This window comes from Bacillus sp. AP50, from assembly GCF_040492675.1.
Classification (GTDB): domain Bacteria; phylum Bacillota; class Bacilli; order Bacillales; family Bacillaceae_G; genus Bacillus_A; species Bacillus_A cereus.
Window position 1 is genome coordinate 1 of sequence record NZ_JBEUTW010000172.1, and the last position, 19,861, is coordinate 19,861.

The following is a 19,861-nucleotide window of genomic DNA, read 5'->3' on the forward strand; positions in this document are numbered from 1 at the left end:
GATATATTAGAAGCACCTACTGCTTTTTTTAATGAAATCTCTCTTTCTTTTTTATAAATCCAAAATAAAACCGCAGAAATGCCAGAAACAATTGCAACAAGAATAAATTTATAATAATACTTATTTGCTGGATCTATATGTGTCACATGTAGTTCTTGAAGATCTCGTTCATTCAGCATTTGAACATCTCCCGAAAGCACTTCTTTACTCCTACCCATAAACTTTTTTATTTCGTTATGAATAGATGATGTAGGATTAACAACTGTTAATTGTAATTGTTTACTCTCAATAATACCTTTTTTAGATATAGTAGGTAAGTTTTGAAGTGGAACGTATATGCCTGCTACACCGACGTCACTGTCTTTTCTTGATATAGTTCCTATTTTTTTATATGTATCATCAAATTCATATAACTCCTCTACATTCGTTTGATCGCCAACAACCATATCGTTTACATTTTCACGATGAAAATATTGTCCTTCAGAAATATATGGCTTCCAATAATAATCATCTTTTAAATTCACAGCTATGATCTTTGTTGCCCCTGAACTATTTAATGCTTTTAAATGCTCTACATAAATATCACTTTTAACAAAAGTATCTTGTATGAAAGGAATTATCTCTTCCAATTCAGTTGCATTCGCTATCGGAACAGTTAAAACTTGGTTCTTCTCTGGAAAACCGATTTGAAAAGCCGATATAAAGTTTCGTTTAGACTCTGTTAAAAGTGCGGCTATTGATATAGAAAGAAAAGAAATAAAAAATGACATAAGGAGAATTAAGAAAAACAGTTTATTGCTTTTTATATTTTTAAAAGCTAGGTACATGTCTGTGCTCCTTTTAAATAAGAAGGAGATGATGAACATCCCCTTCCCCTTATCTAAATATTTATAAAGACAACTGTTTAATGCTTTTTACCACTGTAATCGTAAGTTACCATTACTATCAAAAGTACCTTTGTGTGTATCTTCTTGATAGTCATTATTCTCATTTGCATAATGCTCCGAGTATAGTCCTTTTGCACCAAAGGCGTTATATGCACCATTACTCACAGTTGCGTTTAATGCTCTTCCAGATTCATGGGATCCTAATTTGTCTGAAGCGCTTTCAATATATGAATTATTTCCATTTGATTTAATAAAAGAAATTGCTACTGAACAACGAGATGCATTTTGATTCGTAGTAGTTTGAGCTCTGTAAGATAGTAGGTTACCGCTTTTGTGACCGCTTAGAGTTGGATAGAATGCACTTGTTGAGATTGATGTTGCTAATAATACTAAAGTCGTAATTGAAAAAACTTTTCCTTTCATTAACAATCACCTCATAAATTTAATAGTTTAGTAGCGCTACATCATCATAATATCCTTCAAATAAATTCTCCTCAACAAGAACCCCCGATGTTTTACAAACTCTTTAAACACTTAAACATTCATACATTTTTAAAAAGTAACGGATAAGCAAGCAATACAAAAAAAGGCTGCAGAGAACTCCATCTCCGCAGCCTAATACTTATTTTTGCAAGAACGCCTTTAAATCTGCAAATTGTCTCTTTGCGTCTTCATAGCCTTGCTCGTATAAATTTTGTAGTTTTGCTGTATCTTTTTCCATACGATCTACTTGAAGCGGCACTTCTGGACGAATAACAAATAAATTCCCAGCTTGTTCTTCTTTTTCAATGTAGTGAAGTGTTTCATTATACACTTCATAACGATTTAGCATCGTGTTAACAAGGTTCGGATATTTTTTATAAGCTTTCGCTGCAACCCATCCAAACCTTGATTTTTTCTTCGCGTAGCCATGATTTCTCGTTAAAATAACGACTGATTTTTTAAATCCATCCTCTTGCGCTTTACGAACTGGAATTGGATCAGAAATCCCGCCATCTAACAGTTGTTTACCGCGATAATTTACTACCGGTGCAATGAAAGGCAATGAACTAGACGCTTGTAATAAATTTAGCGCATCATCATTCGTTCCTTCTTTTTCAAAATAAACAGATTGCCCTGTTTCACAATCCGTCGTTCCTACAAGGAAACGTTCCGGGCTATTAAAGTATGTTTCAAAATCAAACGGCACATACTTTTCCGGAATTTCATGAAAAATGAAATCCATATCAAATAGCTGACGTTTTCTCCATAAGTTTTTATACGATAAATATTTCGGATGTGATGCATAATCAATATTGACCGTTTTATTTCTATTTCTTTGTCTGGAAAGATACGACGCTGCATGACAAGCACCAGCTGATACACCGATTACATATGGAAAATATAAATCTTGTTCCATAAAGTATTCTAATATCCCGCCCGTGTACACACCACGCATACCGCCGCCTTCTAATACTAACCCCGTATTTTCAAGCATGTTACTCTCTCCTCTATATATATTGACTCTTTAATTATTCACCATGTTAAGTATCTTTTTCTATTATATATGAGTTCTTTCAGAAATTATATTTAAAAGACTTGAGAAAAAGGAGTTTTTTCTTCCAATTATATTTCCAAATGATCGGAGACATCCTTTATAAACCTTTGAATAAAGTCTTGCTCTTCTTTCGTATATCCATCTAAAAGTAACAACCACTTTTCTTCAGCTTGCTTATGCAATTTTTCATGAGCTTTATATATTTCATTCCCACTCTCCGTTAAGCTGAAGAAGATTTCTTTTTGGTTATCTAACATTTGCATCTTCTCAACGAATTGCTTTTGAAACAACTTTGTACAAATTTTAGAGATTGCTCCCTTCGTCATGCCCATTTCTGTCGTAATTGCCGTTACATTCATCAAACCATTTTTTCCGATACATTCGATTACATGTAACTCAGATAAAGACATACTACTTACGCCTGTCTCACGAAGAAACTTCTCATTTTGTCGTTTTAAATATTCTTCTTTTTTATGCAAAAGTGTACGAATGTCCGAAAGTATTTCCATTTGCTTCGTTGCATGCTTCAATCCGTTCGCCTCCTAAGTTTCCAAAGAAACAATTTAACTATATACCATTTTAAAACCATTTTTTCATCTTTACAAGTAAGAAAATCATGTTAAAATAAATTTAGTTTCCAAGGAAACTAAATAACAAGGAGGTTAACATGATGAAAAAATCTAAACTAACTCTTATTTTATATGTTGTCTGTATTAGTGCCTTATTCGGTTCCTTCGCGCAAAATATTTACACACCTATCTTACCGATGATTCAAAATTCTTTTCACACTTCTCTTTATCTTGTAAATGTAACAGTTTCACTTTTCACATTCGTTCTTGCAATTATGCAGCTCGTATATGGACCTTTAATTGATACAAAAGGAAGAAAATCTGTCCTTATTCCTAGTTTAGTCATTAGTACAATTGGTTCAATCGGATGTGCTTTTTCGGCAAACATTTATTTATTTCTCTTTTTTAGAGCTGTTCAAGCTATAGGAATAGCGGCTATACCTGTAGTTTCAGCAACGATTATCGGCGATTTATTTGAAGGAAAAGAACGCGGAGAAGCGATGAGCCTATACCAAATGTTACTTGCCCTCGCACCTGCAATGGCTCCACTCATAGGTGGTTATCTTGGCAGTATACATGGTCACTTATCTGTATTTCTCTTTTTATTTACACTTGGCATTATCTTATTAATTATAAACATTTCACTACTTCCAGAAACAAAGCCAAATGTAATTAAGCGTTCTAAAGCACAAAAGAATTACTCTCTTATCTTAAAAAATAAAACTGGATTTTCTATTACTCTTATTGGCTTCATTCAATTTTGTATTTACTTTTGCTTTCTCGTTTTTTTACCGAGCATTTTAGCAAATTCATTTCATTTAGCTGCAAATGAAATTGGTCTTATGTTTGTGCCAATGTCTCTTTCTATCATGCTAGGAAGTTTTTGCTACAAGTTTTTGCAAAAACGCCTCACAACAAAGCCAACTTTATTTATTACGAGTTTCTTCAATATTATATGTGTCTTTTTATTCTCTTTCACATATAACATCAATATCCCATTCATCATTATCGTTACATCTTTGTGCGGTTGTAGTATGGGACTTTCTATGCCAACTCACACTACTTTATTAACAGAAGAATTCGTACAAGAACGTGCAACAGCTATCGGTATATACAACTTCATCCGCTATCTTGGTATGGGTACAGGGCCACTTATAGGTGGATTTCTTTTATTTAACCAAAATTACTTTTGGATTTTCTTCCTAGGCGCAATTATGTTTTTACTTGTAATCTTATATGCAATGAAAATGCTAAGTTTTCATGCTGTACAAAAATTAAAATAGAGCCCCCAAAATGTCGGCTCTATTTTACCCTCTTTGATCCGCAACAATATGAATATCAATATACTTTGTTTGTCTCATAATTTCATTTACAATAGAGCCTTTTCGTATTTCTTCCCACCTTGTTCTTGCAGATTGTCCAAGTAAAATTTGCGTCACTTGTAATCTTCTTGCGACTTCAATAATAACATCCGCTGGTTTTCTCCCTTTCGCCTCTTCTAATACAAAACTCGCATCAAATTGATTGGTTAACGATTTCCACTCTTCAATCGTCTGCTTTTTTCCAGCTGAAATAGAATCTATATTTTCCCTCTCAACGTTTAATACGTACAATTCAGCATTTAATCGATCAGCCATGCGCCATCCCCGTCTTATTAATTTCTCCGCTGTTGAACTGTATTGTACACAAACAAGAATTTTTTCTTTTACGCCAATTGGTTCTATTACTGTTTGGCTAATTTTCTCGTCCATATCATCGGCAACCTCGCGAAGTGATAATTCCCTAAGTGCTCCTAAATTATTAAGTGTAAAGAAATTTTGTAAACTTTGCTGAATTTTTTCTTCTTTATATATCTTTCCGTCTATTAGTCTCTTCCTTAATACCTCGGGCGTTGCATCAACGAGCTGAATTTCATTTGCTTTTTGCAAAATAAAATCTGGAATACGTTCTCGTACTTTTACATTCGTAATTTGAGCTACGATATCATGAACGCTTTCTAAATGTTGAATGTTAAACGCTGATAATACCGATATACCAGCCTCTAACAATTCCTGCACATCCATATAACGTTTCTTATGTTTAGAACCAGGAACATTACTATGCGCAAGTTCATCCACTACGACTACTTGCGGCGCGCGTTTTTTTATTCCTTCCACATCAAGCTCATAAAATACCTTTCCTTTATACTGGATTTCTTTCAAAGGAACTTTTTCTAAATCAGCAATTGCTTCTTCCGTCTCTTTTCTTCCATGCGTTTCAATTAAACCAATTACAATATCAATTCCATCTTTTTTCATTTCCCTTGCATCAAAGAGCATTTTATAACTTTTTCCTACGCCTGGAGCTGCTCCTACATATAACTTTAACTTTCCGCGATTTTGCTGACGAATATATTCTAAATATTCCTCTGGCGTTCGCCTTTGGAACTTCGGTTCATAATCATCTGCATACAAAATAAACACTACCTTTCATTCGAAACAACGCTACCTCAATCCTTTAGATTGAGGTAGCACTGTTGCTATTTTATTAATTTCTGTAACTCTAAATTTAATTTTAAGACGTTCACACGATCTTCTCCAAACAAGCCGAGTGCAGCGCCTTCCGTTTGATCCTTAATCAATTGATTAAGTTTTTCTTTCGGAATATTCGTTAATTTCGAGATGCGATCCACCTGCACCGAGGCCGCCTTTGGACTAATATCAGGATCAAGCCCTGAACCTGAATTTGTCACTAAATCTATCGGTACTTCTGTAACTGGAACAGCTGGATTTTTTTCCTTCCAGTCCGCAATACTTTTCTCTACTCGCTTTGCTAAATCTGGATTAGATGGTGCATAGTTATTTGAACCAGATGCTTCAGCCTTATATTCAATACTAGAAACACGCCCTTGAAAATAACGTGGATCCGTGAAGTTTTGACCAATTAATTTAGAACCAATCACTTCATTTTTATCATTATATATTAGACTTCCATCCGCATTATCCTTCATCACTGCTTGTGCAATACCAGTAACAATAAGTGGGTATACAAGTCCACACAACACTAGAAATGTAAAAGTAATACGGATAATTGGTGATAGCATACTTTGTTTCTTCTCCATCTTTTTCCCCTCTTCCTTATATGAACAAGCCGACAATCATATCAATTACCTTAATTCCAATGAACGGAACGATAACTCCGCCAAGCCCATAAATAAGTAAGTTTCGGCTAAGCAATGCATTAGAACTCATCGGTTTATATGCAATACCTTTCATCGCTAACGGAATGAGTAATGGAATAATAACAGCGTTAAATATTAATGCTGATAAAATCGCTGACAGTGGTGATGTTAATTTCATAATGTTCAATGCCTCCATTTGCGGAATCGCAAGTGTAAACATTGCTGGAATGATTGCAAAATATTTCGCTATATCATTCGCAATACTAAACGTCGTTAAAGCACCTCGTGTCATTAACAATTGCTTACCGATTCCTACAACCTCAATAATTTTCGTTGGATTCGAGTCTAGATCAATCATGTTAGCCGCTTCTTTCGCTGCTGTCGTACCACTGTTCATCGCTAATCCAACGTCCGCCTGTGCTAATGCTGGAGCATCATTTGTACCATCACCTGTCATCGCTACAAGTTTCCCTTTATCTTGCTCTGCTTTAATAACAGCAATTTTATCTTCCGGTTTACACTCGGCAACGAATTCATCTACTCCAGCTTCTTTTGCAATCGTTGCTGCCGTTAACGGATTATCACCTGTACACATAACCGTTTTAATCCCCATTTGGCGTAACTGTTCAAAACGCTCACGCATACCCGGTTTTACTGTATCCTTTAAATAAATTAAACCGTAAATACGATTATCTACTGCAACTACAAGTGGTGTTCCACCCTCTTTTGAAATTAAGTCTGCTTTTTGATTTACATCTTTCGGAATTATTCCGCCTTGTGACTCAACCCATTCAATAACGGCACCTACAGCACCTTTTCTCACTTTCGTTCCGTCTTGTAAATCAACACCACTCATTCTCGTTTCTGCTTTAAACGGAACAAACTCACCTTGTTCTGCAAGTTCTCTATTGTATGATATAGATTTTCCCTGCACATACTCGATAACAGATCGACCTTCTGGTGTTTCATCTAAAACAGAACTAATAGCGGCCCACTTTCCAACTTGCTCAATCGTTTCATTTCCTACAGGCAATAATGTATGAGCCATCCGGTTCCCAAAAGTAATTGTACCTGTTTTATCTAAAATAATTGTATTAATATCGCCAGCAGCTTCTACTGCTTTCCCCGACATCGCTAACACGTTAAACTTTGTCACACGGTCCATCCCAGCAATACCAATTGCCGATAATAGCCCACCAATTGTCGTTGGAATTAAACAAACTAATAATGCAACTAGCACAGCAGTATCAATTTGAAACCCTAAATAATTTGTAAAAATCGGCAACGTCACAACGACGATCAAGAAAATAAGAGTTAAGCTCGTTAATACTGTATTTAAAGCAATCTCATTCGGCGTTTTTTGACGAGCAGCTCCTTCTACTAAAGAAATCATTTTGTCTATAAATGATTCACCAGGATTACTCGTAATGACAATTGTAATTTCATCACTTACGACCATCGTTCCACCTGTTACGGAACAAAAATCACCGCCTGCTTCTTTTATAACAGGAGCTGATTCCCCTGTAATTGCAGATTCATCTACAGATGCTAATCCTTTGATTACTTCGCCATCATTCGGAATCATTTCTCCTTGTTTTACGATAACAACGTCACCTTTTGTAAGATCAGTTGCTGAAACTTGGACAATGTCTCCATTTTCTTTTACAACATTTGCAAACACATCTTTCTTCGACTGCTTTAAAGAATCGGCTTGCGCTTTACCACGACCTTCTGCTAATGCTTCTGCAAAATTCGCAAATAAAACTGTAAATAATAGAATGAGAGAAACTGTTATATTAAACCAACCTGGTATACTACTAGAACTACTTGGAAGAAAAGATAAAATGAACGTAATGATAAATCCAATTTCCACAACGAACATAATCGGATTCTTTATCATGACTTTCGGATTCAATTTCGCAATGGATTGCTTCATCGCATGTGTTACGATATCACGATCCATCGTTTTCGCTTGTCTAACTTCATCTTCTACAGCATGTATTTGTGACTCATTTAATTGTTTTTCTTTTACTACTACCGGTCTCATCATTTACCCTCCATTACTTCAATGTAAGAAATTCTGCAATTGGTCCGAGTACTAACATCGGGAAGAATGTTAATGCACCAACAATTACAATTGTTCCGATGAAGATGCCACCAAATAAACTATTATCTGTACGGAACGTTCCGACTGTTTCTGGCACTACCGTTTTTTCTTTCAACGAAGCTGCCACAGCTAGCATCGTAATTAAACTGAAGTAACGTCCTAAAAACATAACTAAACCAGTCGTAATATTCCAAAACGGTGTATTATCTCCTAATCCTTCAAATCCAGATCCGTTATTCGCAGCTGACGATGTATACTCATATACAACTTGCGTTAAACCGTGGAAACCGGAATGAGAAATAGCATCCGTCCCTAAATTTGTTGAAAGAGCTAATGCCGAAAAGCCTAAAATGAGCAATGGATGAAATAAAATCGTGACCGCGATTAATTTCATTTCCTTACCTTCAATCTTTTTACCTAAAAACTCTGGTGTCCGTCCAACCATTAACCCAGATATAAACACCGCGATAATTGCATACATAATAATGTTCACAAAGCCTGCTCCAACGCCGCCATATACTGTATTTAACATCATATTTACGAGTGGTACTAAACCACCAATTGGTGTTAACGTATCATGCATCGTATTAACAGCACCTGTTTCCGCAGCAGTCGTTACTGTCGCATAAAGGGAAGAAAATACTGTTCCGAACCTCACTTCTTTTCCTTCTGCACTTCCTTGTACATGCTGGATACCCATTTCATTTAATACTGGATTTCCATGTAATTCAGATGTCGTAATTGTGATAAATCCTAGTAAAAACATCATGAATAGTGATACGAAAAGGATACGACCTTGCTTTTTATTTCCTACCATTCGTCCGTACGTAAACGGAAGTGCAGTTGGTAATAACATCATAAGCATCATTTGCAAAATATTACTCATTTGCCCTGGATTTTCAAAAGGATGCGTAGAGTTTGCTCCGAAAAATCCACCACCGTTATTTCCAAGTTCCTTAATGGACACGAATGATGCAACTGGTCCGCGTAATATACTTTGCTTTGCACCTTCAATCGTATGTGCTGTAACAGCCCCATCTAACGTTTGCGGTACACCAAGAGCGACAAAGATTAACGCCGTAATAAAAGCGATAGGAAGAAATACTCTCGTTAACGCTCTCGTAAAATCAACGAAAAAGTTACCAAGTTCTTTTCCAGCAAGTCCTCTTATAAAAGCCATAACGAGCGCCAATGTCGTTGCTGGTGCTGCGAACATTAAAAATGTAATCCCGATTAATTGTGATAAATAAGATAAGCCATTTTCACCGCTATAATGCTGTAAGTTTGTATCAGCCATAAAACTAATTGCTGTATTAAAAGCGAGCGTAGGCTCCATTCCTTCAATATGCGCTGGATTTAGCGGCAATACACCTTGTAATCTGAAAATGAAATATACAATAACAATCATAAATCCGTTGAGTAAAACTAATGATAATGCGTACTGTTTCCACGTTTGATTGTATTCTTTTACACCCGTAATTTTAAAAATAATTTTTTCAAAAGGCCCGAATACTTTATCTAGCTTTTTGCTACCTTGAAAAGCTTTTTCTAAATAAATCCCCGTTGGCTTTGCTACTAAAATAAACAAGAGCATTGTAATAATGACTGCAACCCAAATCATAATGAATGATTCCCCCTAATTAAAACTTCTCTGGATTTAATAATGCATACACTAAATACACTGTAATTGCTGCGACAATAACCGATAAGACAATCATCATGATTGCTTTCCTTCTTTCACAACTTTATCTGACCAACTTGCAAGACTTGCCATTGATGCAACTAATAAAATAAAAATCCCGACCATTACAACATCTAACATAGCTATCCCTCGCTTTGTTTTTGTTAAAATTTACCATTCAAATGTTAAAAAAGAACACTGAGCTCTACTCAGTGTTCAAAAAATGAACAACAAAAAGTAAACCTCCTCTCTAAACGCTTACGAGGTTAGCTGTCGGATTCGGGCCTAAAGAGTAGCCCTACTTTCAAAACTGAAAGATTCACCCCAAGTGACGATGCACAAAATTGGTTCCCCCGCTCCATTTCTGGAACTCAGCGATTTTAGGTTTTTTTGGAAATTTTATGAATGATTTATGAGAGTAAATATACTCCTCTATATTTCACTTGTAAAGGGGTAAATTACTGAAAATAATAATATTTACATTCATTTAAACGCTTACATTGAAGATTATTACTATTATTTCATCTATTTTCTTTATTTCTCTTCTCTTTTCTTAAAAATGACCTTTTAAATATGAAATAAAAAGAGCGAATGAGATGAAGTGCATAGCTTGTTGCACTCAGCATTCGCTCTTTTTATTCAACCTTTATTCTCCTCGTAAAAATGCACGTAAATTTCTCCCGCGAATATAAACTTGTGTCAATTCTGCATGTAGCTGCTCATACTCGGTAATATCCACCTCTAAATACAAAGCATCTTTTGATGGTAATATAATATACGGCCCTGGAAAAAGGGGATCGATCTGAACCAATTCTTGAACTCGCTCTACCGATACTGCCCAACGATTTGCTATATCTCCAAGTAATAGTACCTTCATCATTTCTTCCCCCGCCCTATTCAAAAAATAAAAAAGAAATATTATCACAATTTGTAAACACGACAAACTTAGCTCCAATTGTTTCATAGAGCCTCGCTGGATATCGTTTATTCCTTGTAACAACAGTAATAGGTGCTTGAAAAGAAAAGCGAATGTGTTCTGTGAAAAAACTAACGATTGAAAGCTCATCCCCTAGTAAAATCACCTTCTTAATACACTCACAAATACTAGTAAAGTCCTGCTCCTTACTGCAGCTATAAGTCCAATCAAACCCACAATTCCTAACTTCAGCCGCTATCTCTTCATTTGCTGTAAAAATAATTAACTCATGTTGAAATGATACTAGATCTCTTAAACTATCTACCTTACTTTCTTCTCCAACACAAATAAGTGTTAGTTCCATGTACCTCATCCTCCTTAGTATAAAAGAAATCAAACATAGATTGATATTCTCCTATACTAATCAGATCGATGAAGTGATGTATCCATCATGGCACCGTCCTCTCTCAAGACGCTTACGAAGTTAGCTGTCGGATTCGGACTTTGAGAGTAGCCCTACTTTCAAACTTGAAAGATTCACCCCTAGTGCCTACGCACAAATTGGTTCCTCCGCTCCATATAATTGGACTCAGCGTTTACAAAAAATGTATTCTGGCTGATATATTACTCCTGTATTTTGAAAAAGTAAACAGAAAAAAAGCCAGTTATAAAACTGGCTTTTCACTTACCTATGCACGCATTCTATTCACTTTATATGCAAAATGATTCGTCGGCCCATGGCCACTACCAATATTCAATGGCTCTTCAATTGCTATACTAATAAATCGTTTTGCTTCTTGAACAGCATCTTCAATCGAGTATCCTTTCGCAAGTCCTGCTGTAACCGCTGAAGCAAATGTACACCCACTTCCATGCGTTTGCTTTGAAGGAATTCGCTCGCTTCTAAACTCAATAAATTTTTCTCCATCAAAGAGGAAATCAATTACTTCATTCCCTTGATATTCTGCATGTCCGCCCTTCATAAGCACATATTTAGCACCTAATTCATGCAATACTTTTGCAGCTTCCTTACTATCTTCAACATTATGAATCTCCATCCCAGTTAACACTTCTGCTTCTGGGACATTCGGTGTTATGACAGTTGCTACTGGTAATAAATATTCTTTTAATGCTTGAACTGCTTCTTGCTGTAATAATGATGCACCGCCTTTTGCAATCATAACGGGATCTAGCACAATATTATTCCAGCCAAACTTTTTAATTTGTTCTGCAACAATTTGAATTATTTCACTACTAAATAACATTCCTAGTTTCACTGCATCTGGTGTTAAATCCGTACCAATTGAATTCAACTGTTCTGTAATACCTTCTAACGGAACAGGATATACCCCTTGAACGCCAAGCGTGTTTTGAGCAGTAATCGCCGTAATAGCCGTCATTCCGTATACACCAAGCTCTTGGAATGTTTTTAAATCTGCCTGAATTCCAGCACCGCCGCCGCTATCAGACCCTGCAATTGTTAAAGCTTTATTCACTTTCATCCCACTCATCCTTTTCTATCCAAAATAGCGATGATAAATCGTTTTTGCTTCGCTTATATCTTTCGTTCCATGTACGAGCACACGGCCATCTTTAAAGGCGACTAACCTCTTGTCTTCAATAGAAAATGATAGTAAATATGGATTTATATTTAAATCATTCACACGACCTTCCAACAACTCTTTATATTGTTCAAAATTTATTTCATCTTTATGAGGTGGTCTAATTTGAACTGTATTTCGCCCGCATAAAACTGCTGTTTTTGATGTGTTCTCTTTATTTAAATACGGATATAATGCATTCTCTCCGCATGAAGGACAATTATGCTGGCGAAGCTTTTGCACATTCATACATGAATACTCATTCTTCCACATATCAAACGATACAAGCCCATCTCGAAGTGATTCGTAATCTTCTACTAACAGTTTAAGAGCTTCTGTTACTTGATGAGAAACGACAAGAGATACAGCAGGTGATATAATACCCGCTGTATCACATGTTGCCCCGCCAAGCGGAATCGACTGTAATAAACATGATAAACATGGTGTTTTACTAGGAAGGATTGTGTAAGAAAGACCGTAACTACCTACACATGCACCGTAAATCCATGGAATAGAATATTTTTGTGCTATATCATTTACAATAAAGCGCGTTTCGAAATTATCAGTCGCATCAATAATTACATCAACATTTATAACAAGTTCTTCTAGCTCTTCAGCTGTTACATCTTGAACGAGAGCTTCTATTGTTACATCGCTATTAATCTCTTCTAAACGTTTTTTAGCCGCTATGGCTTTTGGAAGATTATTCTTTACGTCGCTCTCTGCATACAATTGTTGTCTTTGTAAATTACTCCAATCTACATAATCACGGTCAACAATTGTTATCTTGCCAACACCTGCTCTTACAAACATCTCTGCATTTGCACTACCTAATGCACCTGCACCGATAATAAGCACATGCTTTTCTCTTATCTTTTGCTGTCCTTCTTCTCCAATTGGAGAAAATAGTTCTTGGCGAGAATATCGATTATTCAACTACGCTCATTCCTTCTAAAGGACTACTTGCAGTTGCACAACGCTTACGTGCAATACGACCTGCTTCAAATCCTAAACGGCCTGCTTCAATACTTAATTTCATTGCTTTTGCCATTTTAATAGGATCTTTTGCTCCTGATACAGCTGTATTTAATAACACGCCATCTGCTCCTAATTCCATTGCAAATGCTGCATCAGCTGGGCTACCAATACCGGCATCAACGATAACTGGTACTGTCGCTTGTTCAATAATGAAGCTCAAATTTAATGGATTTACAATACCAAGTCCTGATCCGATTGGAGATGCTCCTGGCATAATCGCATGCACGCCAAGCTCTTGTAATTTACGTGCTAATACAACATCATCAGATGTATACGGAAGTACGATAAATCCTTCTTCCAGTAACATTTCAGATGCCTTTAACGTTTCTACCGGATCAGGTAATAACGTTCTATCATCACCAATAACTTCTACCTTTATCATGTCACAAAGCCCAGAGGCTTTTGCTAATTTTGCAATACGAACAGCCTCTTCAGCGTTTTTTGCTCCTGCTGTATTTGGTAATAACGTATATTTTTTCACATCAAGTTTCTCTAATAAATTAGGTTGCTTTGCATCAAAGATATCCATACGACGTACTGCAAACGTTAAAATTTCAGCTTCAGAAACGTCAATTGCCTTTTGCTGTACGTCAAAATCAGGGAATTTACCTGTTCCTAATAAAAGTCTAGAATGAAATGAAAATGGTCCAATGTTTAACATAATCAACCGCCTCCTACGAAAGTTACAATCTCAATTTGGTCTCCATCAAAAACAGATGTATCTGTATGATCATCTTTTTGTAAAATATCTTTATTACGCTCTACTACAACAATTCTGTTATCTAACTCTAAATGTGTAAGTAGCTCAGCTACTGTTTTTACACTCGCTGGCACTTCAATTTGGTTACCATTAATTTTTAAATTCAAACTTCCATCCCCTTTCTAAACGCTTCTAGAAAGCAATGAATCTAGCAAATGATTCTCTTGCTTTCCTTCTATTAAATCAGCCATATATTGACCAGAAATAGGACTTAATAAAATACCGTTTCGATAATGGCCCGTGCAAGCATATAAACCTTTTATTTCTTCATGCTCTCCCATATAAGGAGCTTCATGATTCGATTGTGGTCGTAATCCTGCCCACGTGCTTTCCCATTCTGCTTCTTTTAAAGCTGGCAATATTGTATAAGCACGCTCTAATATAGAAGTTATACTTTCTGGCTGCACAGTTTTATTGAACGTATGTGGCTTCATTGTTGCCCCAATTACGTAACGTCCACCGCGCTTTGGAGTAATGTAAAATCTTTCTTGAAAAATAGGTGCTTTTAAAAGTTTTTTTCTACTTCTTACCGCAACCACTTCTCCTTTAACTGGATATGTACCCCAATCACGGTGAAAATAACCTAGTAACTTCGTGCTCCATGAACCTCCTGCAATAACGACTTTCTCACATGTGACAATACCTTCACTTGTAATAACTCCAGTCACTTTATTATTTTCAATACGGATATCAAATACTTCTGCCTGTTCATATATATCAGCACCGGAAATTGCCGCAGAATGTGCGAATGCTTTCGTAAGCTCTGGTGCAATAACATGACCGTCTTTCGGATAATATACTGCTCCTATAATAGATTCGGATAGATATGGCTCTTTTTCCCGCACATGGTCTCCCGTTAGAAAATAAGAATCTTCACCTGTTTTCTGCTGCCAATCCATAATGTGAAGAATTCTTTCCTTCTCATCTTCATTTTGAGCAATACGATAAATTCCTTTTTCTTCATATCCAATATCAATACCCGTCTTTTCACGTAAAACTGCTGCAAGTTGTGGAAATATAGCTCGGCTTTCTCTAGCAAGTTCAAATAGCGGATCATACGCATCCCATTCTGCCTGAACACCAAGTAAACCAGCAGCTGCTTTGGAAGCTTCCGATGCAATACTTTGCTTCTCCACAATCGCTACTTTATGTCCTCTTTCTGCTAGAAAATGTGCAACTGAACTGCCAATTACACCACCACCAATAATCGCTACATCATACTTCTCACACATGTTTTTCCGCCCACTTTCTTATTGATTCCTTATAAGATTTCGCTTTGCTATACGGGTTACTACTACTTACAATTCCAGACATAACTGCTATACCACTTACACCGTTAGTAAGAACATCCACTGTGTTTTCTGGGGTAATTCCTCCAATTGCTGTAATCGGTATAGATAAACACCTTGCAATGTCTGAAATTTCTTCAAGCCCTCTCGCTGGCACACCTTTTTTACAATCTGTCGGAAATACATGGCCATAAACGAGTGAATCCGCTCCATTTTTAAAAGCTACTATTGCTTCATCTAGCGAATGCACAGAATAACCGACATGCAAATACGAAAACTTTTCTTTCACTGACTTTACATCTGTACTTCGATATCCTAGTTGAACACGAGGTATATTTAATAAAATTGCAATATCAATTCGATCGTTTATGACAATTTTAGAAGCCGGAAAGCCCTCCATTAATAGACTTTCCACACCTTCATATAATTCCTTCGTACTCTTCTCACGCTCACGAATATGCAAATAATCAATCTCACTCTCAATTTGCATCGCTACATTCACTAACTCTTCGAATGGCATATGGCCATTTGAGATTACGTGGAGCTCATTTTTCATATTCATTCGCCTACTTTAAAATATTTTCGAATAGTTCATCGGCTGGGACGGTTTCTTTCGTCATTCCTTTGTCCTTCAGCCACTTATTTTGTTTCTCCCAAGATTCTTTTGAATCTGATAAAAATGGCTCATCTTTCGTTTCCATCTTCTCTAATAAAATTTTCATACTTTCCTTTTCAACTTCTGGCACAAGTGGGAAGTTTTCTTTTTCTTGATGATTTAATAAAATATTCAATGCTTCATCTGGGTTTTTCTTCATGAAATCATAGCCTTTTTTCGTACCGCGTAAGAAAGCTTGCAACGCTTCTTTATCTTTTTTCAACGTTTTATCACCTGTTACAAACACAAGCTCATGATAGTTTGGTACTCCGTAATCAGCTGGATTAAAGTACGCTGGTTCATGGCCTTCATGACGCATAACAGGTACTTCATGGTTAATGTATGCCCCTGTTACCGCATCTACTTTCTTCGTAATTAATGCTGGTACTAAATCAAAGCCAACATCTACTACTTTCACTGTATCAGGATTACCACCAGCTTCTTTTACCATCGTTTTTAAATACATCTCGCTTAATGGTGTTCCAGAGTATCCTACTGTTTTTCCTTCTAAATCTTTCGGTGATTGAATGCCCGCTGATTTCAGTGATACAACATGATTTAATGGTGAACGTACGACAGCCCCAATTGATTTCACTGGAATTTGCTCATTCGCTCTCGCCATAACAACATCTGGCTGATAATACAAGCCAACTGTCACCTTCCCTGCTGCTGCCAGCGTTAATGGATCAGTCGGATTAGAAGGGAATTTAATATTTACCTTTACACCTTCTTCTTTAAAGTATCCTTTTTCAATTGCTGCATAGATAAAGCTATGTACCGCATTTGGATACCAATCTAACATAACTGTTATTTCTTTCTCTTTTTTACTTTTGTCTGATGCTGAATTACTCGAACATCCTGCAATTATTGCAATTAATAATGTAAACACAAAGATGCGCTTTAAAAATTTCATGAATACTTCCTCCAACTAATGAATTTCTTTTCTAATATGGAAATAATTACGACGAAGAAAATAGCTAATAATGATAACAATACAATAGGTGCAAATACGCCAGCTCCATCTAACTGCGTCATCATTCTCTTACTGAAATATCCAAGCCCAGCTTGTGCACCGAGCCATTCTCCAATTGCTGCTCCGATAACACTAAGCGGAACTGCAATTTTTAAAGCTGAGAAAAAATAAGGAAGAGCAGACGGCAACTTTAATTTAAGAAAAATATCTCTTTTTGTTGCTCCATATGTAACTAAGAGCTCCTCCCATTCTTTTTTCGTACTACGCAGTCCATCATACGTATTGACCGCAATTGGGAAAAACGTAATTAAAACTGTGACAACAACCTTACTCCAAATTGTGTATCCAAACCATAAAACAAATAGCGGAGCAAGCGCAGTAATCGGAATCGTTTGTGAAGCAACTAATAATGGATAAAATGCTCTCTCCATCCATGTACTCGCATTCATTAACATCGCTAGCCCTACACCTAATACGATAGAGATAACAACACCTATTAAAACGACGTATAACGTTGCAGGTAAATGAACTGTAAATAATATGTCTTTTAGTTTCCATATCTTCATTACAATCGCAGAAGGTGACGGTAAAATGTACATCTCATCTACAATTCTTGCTCCTATTTCCCACACAGCTAGTAAAATACTAGAAAGTGTAATAGCAGGAACTAATTCTTTCAATCGGTTCATCACACAAGTACCTGCCTTTGTAACATACTAAGAAGCTCATCTTTCAGCGCTAATACTTCCGGTTTATATAAATCTTTTCGTGTTCTGTTATGATCAAGCGGTACAGTCCGCTCAGTCAAAGTCGTTATCGGCTGCTGTTCCACTACTAAAACTCGGTTTGAAAGAAATAACGCTTCTTCAACATCATGAGTAATGAATAAAATTGTTTTTTCCCACTCTTGCCATTGTTCAAACAACCATTCTTGCAAAGAGGTCTTCGTTAAAGCATCCAACGCACTAAATGGTTCATCTAACAGCAATATTTCCCCGCCTGTTAATAAAGTTCGAATAAAAGATACACGTTGTCTCATACCACCAGATAAATCTTTCGGATATTTTTTCTCATACCCTTGCAAACCAAATTTATGTAACAGTTCCTTTGCCTTTACTTGTGCTTCTTTCTTCTGTACACCTTGGCACTCTAGCGGCAGGGCAGCATTCTCAATAATTGTTCTCCACGGCAAAAGCATATCTTTTTGCGGCATATATCCTACAGGATGGTGCTTTGTTTCTGTCAGTTCTATCTGTCCAGTACTTACCTTTTCTAGACCTGTAATAAGGCGAAATAAAGTACTTTTCCCACATCCACTCGGTCCGATAATACTGACAAACTCTTTCTCATGTATAGAAGCATTTAATTCATGGATGATTGGTTTCTCATCGTAATGAAAAGAAACATTATGAAACTGTAGTATGTTCTTGCTCCTCAAATCCCCACATCTCCTTACGATAGGACATATCCCAGAATAAATATTCAAATCGACTGGAATATAAGAAAATCTCCTCTAATCTTTCTAGTTCTGTCTCAGACTTTCCCACTGCCATTTCATTTAATAAATCTATTAACCAAATACACAGATTACCGTATTCTTCCGAACTATATCCTTGAATCCACTCACCAAAAAACTCATGATCTCTTGCTCCAGGAATATCATTTAAACGCTTTCCAATTTCCCAATAGCTCCACATACATGGAAGAAGCGCTGCTATTAATTCCGCAAGTGTGCCATTTTGAGATACAGACATCATGTAATTTGTATAAGCTAAATTTTTAGCAGATGGTTTCGCAGACTCTATCTCCTCTATAGAAATTCCAAGTCTTTTTGCATATTGTTTATGGATTGTCATTTCGCCATTTAATATTCCATCAATTTGTTCAGCGAACTTTCCCATTACTTGTGGATTCGTTGCTTTTACAACACCAATCGCATATAACTTTGCATAATCTAGCAGATATAAATAATCTTGAATAATATAATACTGGAATTTATCTTTTTCTAACGTGCCATCTCTCATACCCACTACAAACGGATGATTATGACTCATCTCCCAAACCGGTTGCACAGTTTCTAATAATCTATCGCAAAATTTCATTTCTCTATCCCCTTTCAATATATGTATCTAAATAAAAAACCACTTCTATATATAAGAAGTGGTTACAGCAAATAAAGTTATACATTTATTCGATGTTCCACTTCCCTTCGCTAGTATTACCTAGATCAGGTGTTGTAAGGGTTAAGGATTATTCCTCTCTCAGCAAATCAAGCACCCCTAGTGGTTTCAATATGAAATTTTTAAATAAAAAAGCCCCGTTTCTATACGCAAAGAAACGGGGACTCATTGTTAGTGTCCGAATTGCTTCCCTACGCTAGCATAATCTAGATCAGGTAATAAAAAGGATCAAAGGCTTACGGCCTACTCTCAGCTGGCAACACCAGCTCTCCTAGCAAACTATAAAATTATCACTGTCAGTATAACACCCTAATAAGACATCATCAACTTTTTTAATTTTCTTAATTATCAACAGAATATCAAAGTTATACAATACATACATTCTATTTTAGAAAATAAAACCCCAATTAATTGCATAAGAAGGAATCATTATCCTCAAAAAATTTATTTTTATATTGATTTCATATTACATTTATGTGAATACACCCACTATATTATATCTTTATAC

Annotated in this window: 23 protein-coding genes and 4 riboswitches; of the genes, 1 reads left to right on the forward strand and 22 read right to left on the reverse strand. The window is 36.2% G+C overall.

What is annotated here, in order from left to right; translation table 11 throughout:
- From ABWK52_RS14630 to ABWK52_RS14645, 4 genes are all read right to left on the reverse strand, one after another.
- Positions 1 to 827 (reverse strand): ABC transporter permease (locus ABWK52_RS14630; RefSeq protein WP_353771969.1); only part of this gene is annotated, 827 nt, incomplete at its 3' end.
- Between the two features lie 87 nt (positions 828 to 914).
- Positions 915 to 1,310: a hypothetical protein gene (locus tag ABWK52_RS14635; protein WP_000676983.1), complete on the reverse strand. Its 396-nt coding sequence runs from the start codon at positions 1,308 to 1,310 to the stop codon at positions 915 to 917.
- A 199-nt stretch (positions 1,311 to 1,509) separates the two neighbouring features.
- Complete coding sequence (locus tag ABWK52_RS14640) at positions 1,510 to 2,364, reverse strand: patatin-like phospholipase family protein (RefSeq protein ID WP_000892691.1); 855 nt, start codon at positions 2,362 to 2,364, stop codon at positions 1,510 to 1,512.
- 128 nt (positions 2,365 to 2,492) lie between these two features.
- Positions 2,493 to 2,954: a MarR family transcriptional regulator gene (locus ABWK52_RS14645; protein ID WP_000679683.1), complete on the reverse strand. Its 462-nt coding sequence runs from the start codon at positions 2,952 to 2,954 to the stop codon at positions 2,493 to 2,495.
- Between the two features lie 140 nt (positions 2,955 to 3,094).
- Here ABWK52_RS14645 and ABWK52_RS14650 point away from each other — a divergent pair, with 140 nt between their 5' ends.
- Complete coding sequence (locus tag ABWK52_RS14650; RefSeq protein WP_098542377.1) at positions 3,095 to 4,276, forward strand: MFS transporter; 1,182 nt, start codon at positions 3,095 to 3,097, stop codon at positions 4,274 to 4,276.
- A gap of 24 nt (positions 4,277 to 4,300) precedes the next feature.
- Here ABWK52_RS14650 and kdpDN read toward each other — a convergent pair whose 3' ends face one another.
- The 18 genes from kdpDN to tenA form a co-directional block, all read right to left on the reverse strand.
- Entirely contained in the window at positions 4,301 to 5,455 is a 1,155-nt protein-coding gene (gene kdpDN, locus ABWK52_RS14655; protein WP_002060772.1) for a KdpD-like non-kinase potassium sensor, read from the reverse strand.
- A 56-nt stretch (positions 5,456 to 5,511) separates the two neighbouring features.
- Positions 5,512 to 6,093 carry a K(+)-transporting ATPase subunit C gene (gene kdpC, locus ABWK52_RS14660; protein ID WP_000412616.1) on the reverse strand — a complete coding sequence of 194 codons (582 nt, stop codon included), beginning with the start codon at positions 6,091 to 6,093 and terminating at the stop codon, positions 5,512 to 5,514.
- 16 nt (positions 6,094 to 6,109) lie between these two features.
- On the reverse strand, positions 6,110 to 8,200 hold the full coding sequence (gene kdpB, locus ABWK52_RS14665) for a potassium-transporting ATPase subunit KdpB (protein WP_001247992.1): 2,091 nt from the start codon (positions 8,198 to 8,200) through the stop codon (positions 6,110 to 6,112).
- A 13-nt stretch (positions 8,201 to 8,213) separates the two neighbouring features.
- Entirely contained in the window at positions 8,214 to 9,881 is a 1,668-nt protein-coding gene (gene kdpA / locus ABWK52_RS14670; RefSeq protein ID WP_000638322.1) for a potassium-transporting ATPase subunit KdpA, read from the reverse strand.
- Positions 9,882 to 9,900: 19 nt separating this feature from the next.
- Positions 9,901 to 9,981, reverse strand: a complete 81-nt coding sequence (kdpF, locus tag ABWK52_RS14675; RefSeq protein ID WP_000973728.1) for a K(+)-transporting ATPase subunit F — start codon at positions 9,979 to 9,981, stop codon at positions 9,901 to 9,903.
- Positions 9,978 to 10,082, reverse strand: a complete 105-nt coding sequence (locus ABWK52_RS14680) for a SipW-dependent-type signal peptide-containing protein (protein ID WP_000887894.1) — start codon at positions 10,080 to 10,082, stop codon at positions 9,978 to 9,980. Before ABWK52_RS14680 ends, kdpF begins: the two co-directional genes overlap by 4 nt.
- A gap of 100 nt (positions 10,083 to 10,182) precedes the next feature.
- A riboswitch (cyclic di-AMP (ydaO/yuaA leader) is annotated at positions 10,183 to 10,328 on the reverse strand.
- A gap of 259 nt (positions 10,329 to 10,587) precedes the next feature.
- Entirely contained in the window at positions 10,588 to 10,821 is a 234-nt protein-coding gene (locus ABWK52_RS14685) for a hypothetical protein (RefSeq protein ID WP_001985933.1), read from the reverse strand.
- A gap of 13 nt (positions 10,822 to 10,834) precedes the next feature.
- On the reverse strand, positions 10,835 to 11,221 hold the full coding sequence (locus ABWK52_RS14690) for a hypothetical protein (protein WP_118414074.1): 387 nt from the start codon (positions 11,219 to 11,221) through the stop codon (positions 10,835 to 10,837).
- Positions 11,222 to 11,314: 93 nt separating this feature from the next.
- Positions 11,315 to 11,462: riboswitch (cyclic di-AMP (ydaO/yuaA leader) on the reverse strand.
- An 84-nt stretch (positions 11,463 to 11,546) separates the two neighbouring features.
- Positions 11,547 to 12,359, reverse strand: coding sequence for a bifunctional hydroxymethylpyrimidine kinase/phosphomethylpyrimidine kinase (gene thiD / locus ABWK52_RS14695; RefSeq protein WP_000867378.1), 813 nt, complete (start codon positions 12,357 to 12,359; stop codon positions 11,547 to 11,549).
- A 15-nt stretch (positions 12,360 to 12,374) separates the two neighbouring features.
- Positions 12,375 to 13,394 carry a thiazole biosynthesis adenylyltransferase ThiF gene (thiF, locus tag ABWK52_RS14700; RefSeq protein ID WP_097797232.1) on the reverse strand — a complete coding sequence of 340 codons (1,020 nt, stop codon included), beginning with the start codon at positions 13,392 to 13,394 and terminating at the stop codon, positions 12,375 to 12,377.
- The gene (gene thiG / locus ABWK52_RS14705; RefSeq protein ID WP_016117182.1) at positions 13,387 to 14,157 is read right to left on the reverse strand and encodes a thiazole synthase; all 771 of its coding nucleotides are present in this window, start codon (positions 14,155 to 14,157) and stop codon (positions 13,387 to 13,389) included. The genes thiF and thiG overlap by 8 nt, the downstream gene beginning before the upstream one ends.
- 2 nt (positions 14,158 to 14,159) lie before the next feature.
- Positions 14,160 to 14,363 (reverse strand): sulfur carrier protein ThiS, encoded by a 204-nt coding sequence (gene thiS, locus ABWK52_RS14710; RefSeq protein ID WP_001049502.1) that lies wholly within the window; start codon positions 14,361 to 14,363, stop codon positions 14,160 to 14,162.
- A 15-nt stretch (positions 14,364 to 14,378) separates the two neighbouring features.
- Positions 14,379 to 15,488, reverse strand: a complete 1,110-nt coding sequence (gene thiO, locus ABWK52_RS14715; RefSeq protein WP_097797231.1) for a glycine oxidase ThiO — start codon at positions 15,486 to 15,488, stop codon at positions 14,379 to 14,381.
- Complete coding sequence (tenI, locus tag ABWK52_RS14720; protein ID WP_000787170.1) at positions 15,481 to 16,101, reverse strand: thiazole tautomerase TenI; 621 nt, start codon at positions 16,099 to 16,101, stop codon at positions 15,481 to 15,483. Before tenI ends, thiO begins: the two co-directional genes overlap by 8 nt.
- 10 nt (positions 16,102 to 16,111) lie before the next feature.
- Positions 16,112 to 17,113, reverse strand: a complete 1,002-nt coding sequence (locus ABWK52_RS14725; protein ID WP_000670416.1) for an ABC transporter substrate-binding protein — start codon at positions 17,111 to 17,113, stop codon at positions 16,112 to 16,114.
- Entirely contained in the window at positions 17,110 to 17,862 is a 753-nt protein-coding gene (locus tag ABWK52_RS14730) for an ABC transporter permease (RefSeq protein WP_001080856.1), read from the reverse strand. The genes ABWK52_RS14725 and ABWK52_RS14730 overlap by 4 nt, the downstream gene beginning before the upstream one ends.
- Positions 17,862 to 18,611, reverse strand: a complete 750-nt coding sequence (locus ABWK52_RS14735) for an ABC transporter ATP-binding protein (RefSeq protein WP_001256793.1) — start codon at positions 18,609 to 18,611, stop codon at positions 17,862 to 17,864. Before ABWK52_RS14735 ends, ABWK52_RS14730 begins: the two co-directional genes overlap by 1 nt.
- Positions 18,580 to 19,275 carry a thiaminase II gene (tenA, locus tag ABWK52_RS14740; protein WP_098542378.1) on the reverse strand — a complete coding sequence of 232 codons (696 nt, stop codon included), beginning with the start codon at positions 19,273 to 19,275 and terminating at the stop codon, positions 18,580 to 18,582. Before tenA ends, ABWK52_RS14735 begins: the two co-directional genes overlap by 32 nt.
- 85 nt (positions 19,276 to 19,360) lie before the next feature.
- A riboswitch (TPP riboswitch) is annotated at positions 19,361 to 19,464 on the reverse strand.
- A gap of 60 nt (positions 19,465 to 19,524) precedes the next feature.
- A riboswitch (TPP riboswitch) is annotated at positions 19,525 to 19,636 on the reverse strand.
- Positions 19,637 to 19,861: the final 225 nt, after the last annotated feature.

Coding starts and splice junctions, on each gene's coding strand:
- ABWK52_RS14640 (WP_000892691.1), bottom strand. CDS start 2,364: ATGCTTGAAAATACGGGGTTAGTATTAGAAGGCGGCGGTATGCGTGGT.
- ABWK52_RS14685 (WP_001985933.1), bottom strand. CDS start 10,821: ATGATGAAGGTACTATTACTTGGAGATATAGCAAATCGTTGGGCAGTA.
- ABWK52_RS14725 (WP_000670416.1), bottom strand. CDS start 17,113: ATGAAATTTTTAAAGCGCATCTTTGTGTTTACATTATTAATTGCAATA.
- ABWK52_RS14635 (WP_000676983.1), bottom strand. CDS start 1,310: ATGAAAGGAAAAGTTTTTTCAATTACGACTTTAGTATTATTAGCAACA.
- ABWK52_RS14650 (WP_098542377.1), top strand. CDS start 3,095: ATGAAAAAATCTAAACTAACTCTTATTTTATATGTTGTCTGTATTAGT.
- ABWK52_RS14690 (WP_118414074.1), bottom strand. CDS start 11,221: ATGGAACTAACACTTATTTGTGTTGGAGAAGAAAGTAAGGTAGATAGT.
- tenI (WP_000787170.1), bottom strand. CDS start 16,101: ATGAAAAATGAGCTCCACGTAATCTCAAATGGCCATATGCCATTCGAA.
- ABWK52_RS14730 (WP_001080856.1), bottom strand. CDS start 17,862: ATGAACCGATTGAAAGAATTAGTTCCTGCTATTACACTTTCTAGTATT.
- kdpA (WP_000638322.1), bottom strand. CDS start 9,881: ATGATTTGGGTTGCAGTCATTATTACAATGCTCTTGTTTATTTTAGTA.
- ABWK52_RS14680 (WP_000887894.1), bottom strand. CDS start 10,082: ATGTTAGATGTTGTAATGGTCGGGATTTTTATTTTATTAGTTGCATCA.
- thiG (WP_016117182.1), bottom strand. CDS start 14,157: ATGTTAAACATTGGACCATTTTCATTTCATTCTAGACTTTTATTAGGA.
- thiO (WP_097797231.1), bottom strand. CDS start 15,488: ATGTGTGAGAAGTATGATGTAGCGATTATTGGTGGTGGTGTAATTGGC.
- kdpF (WP_000973728.1), bottom strand. CDS start 9,981: ATGATGATTGTCTTATCGGTTATTGTCGCAGCAATTACAGTGTATTTA.
- kdpB (WP_001247992.1), bottom strand. CDS start 8,200: ATGAGACCGGTAGTAGTAAAAGAAAAACAATTAAATGAGTCACAAATA.
- thiD (WP_000867378.1), bottom strand. CDS start 12,359: ATGAAAGTGAATAAAGCTTTAACAATTGCAGGGTCTGATAGCGGCGGC.
- kdpC (WP_000412616.1), bottom strand. CDS start 6,093: ATGGAGAAGAAACAAAGTATGCTATCACCAATTATCCGTATTACTTTT.
- tenA (WP_098542378.1), bottom strand. CDS start 19,275: ATGAAATTTTGCGATAGATTATTAGAAACTGTGCAACCGGTTTGGGAG.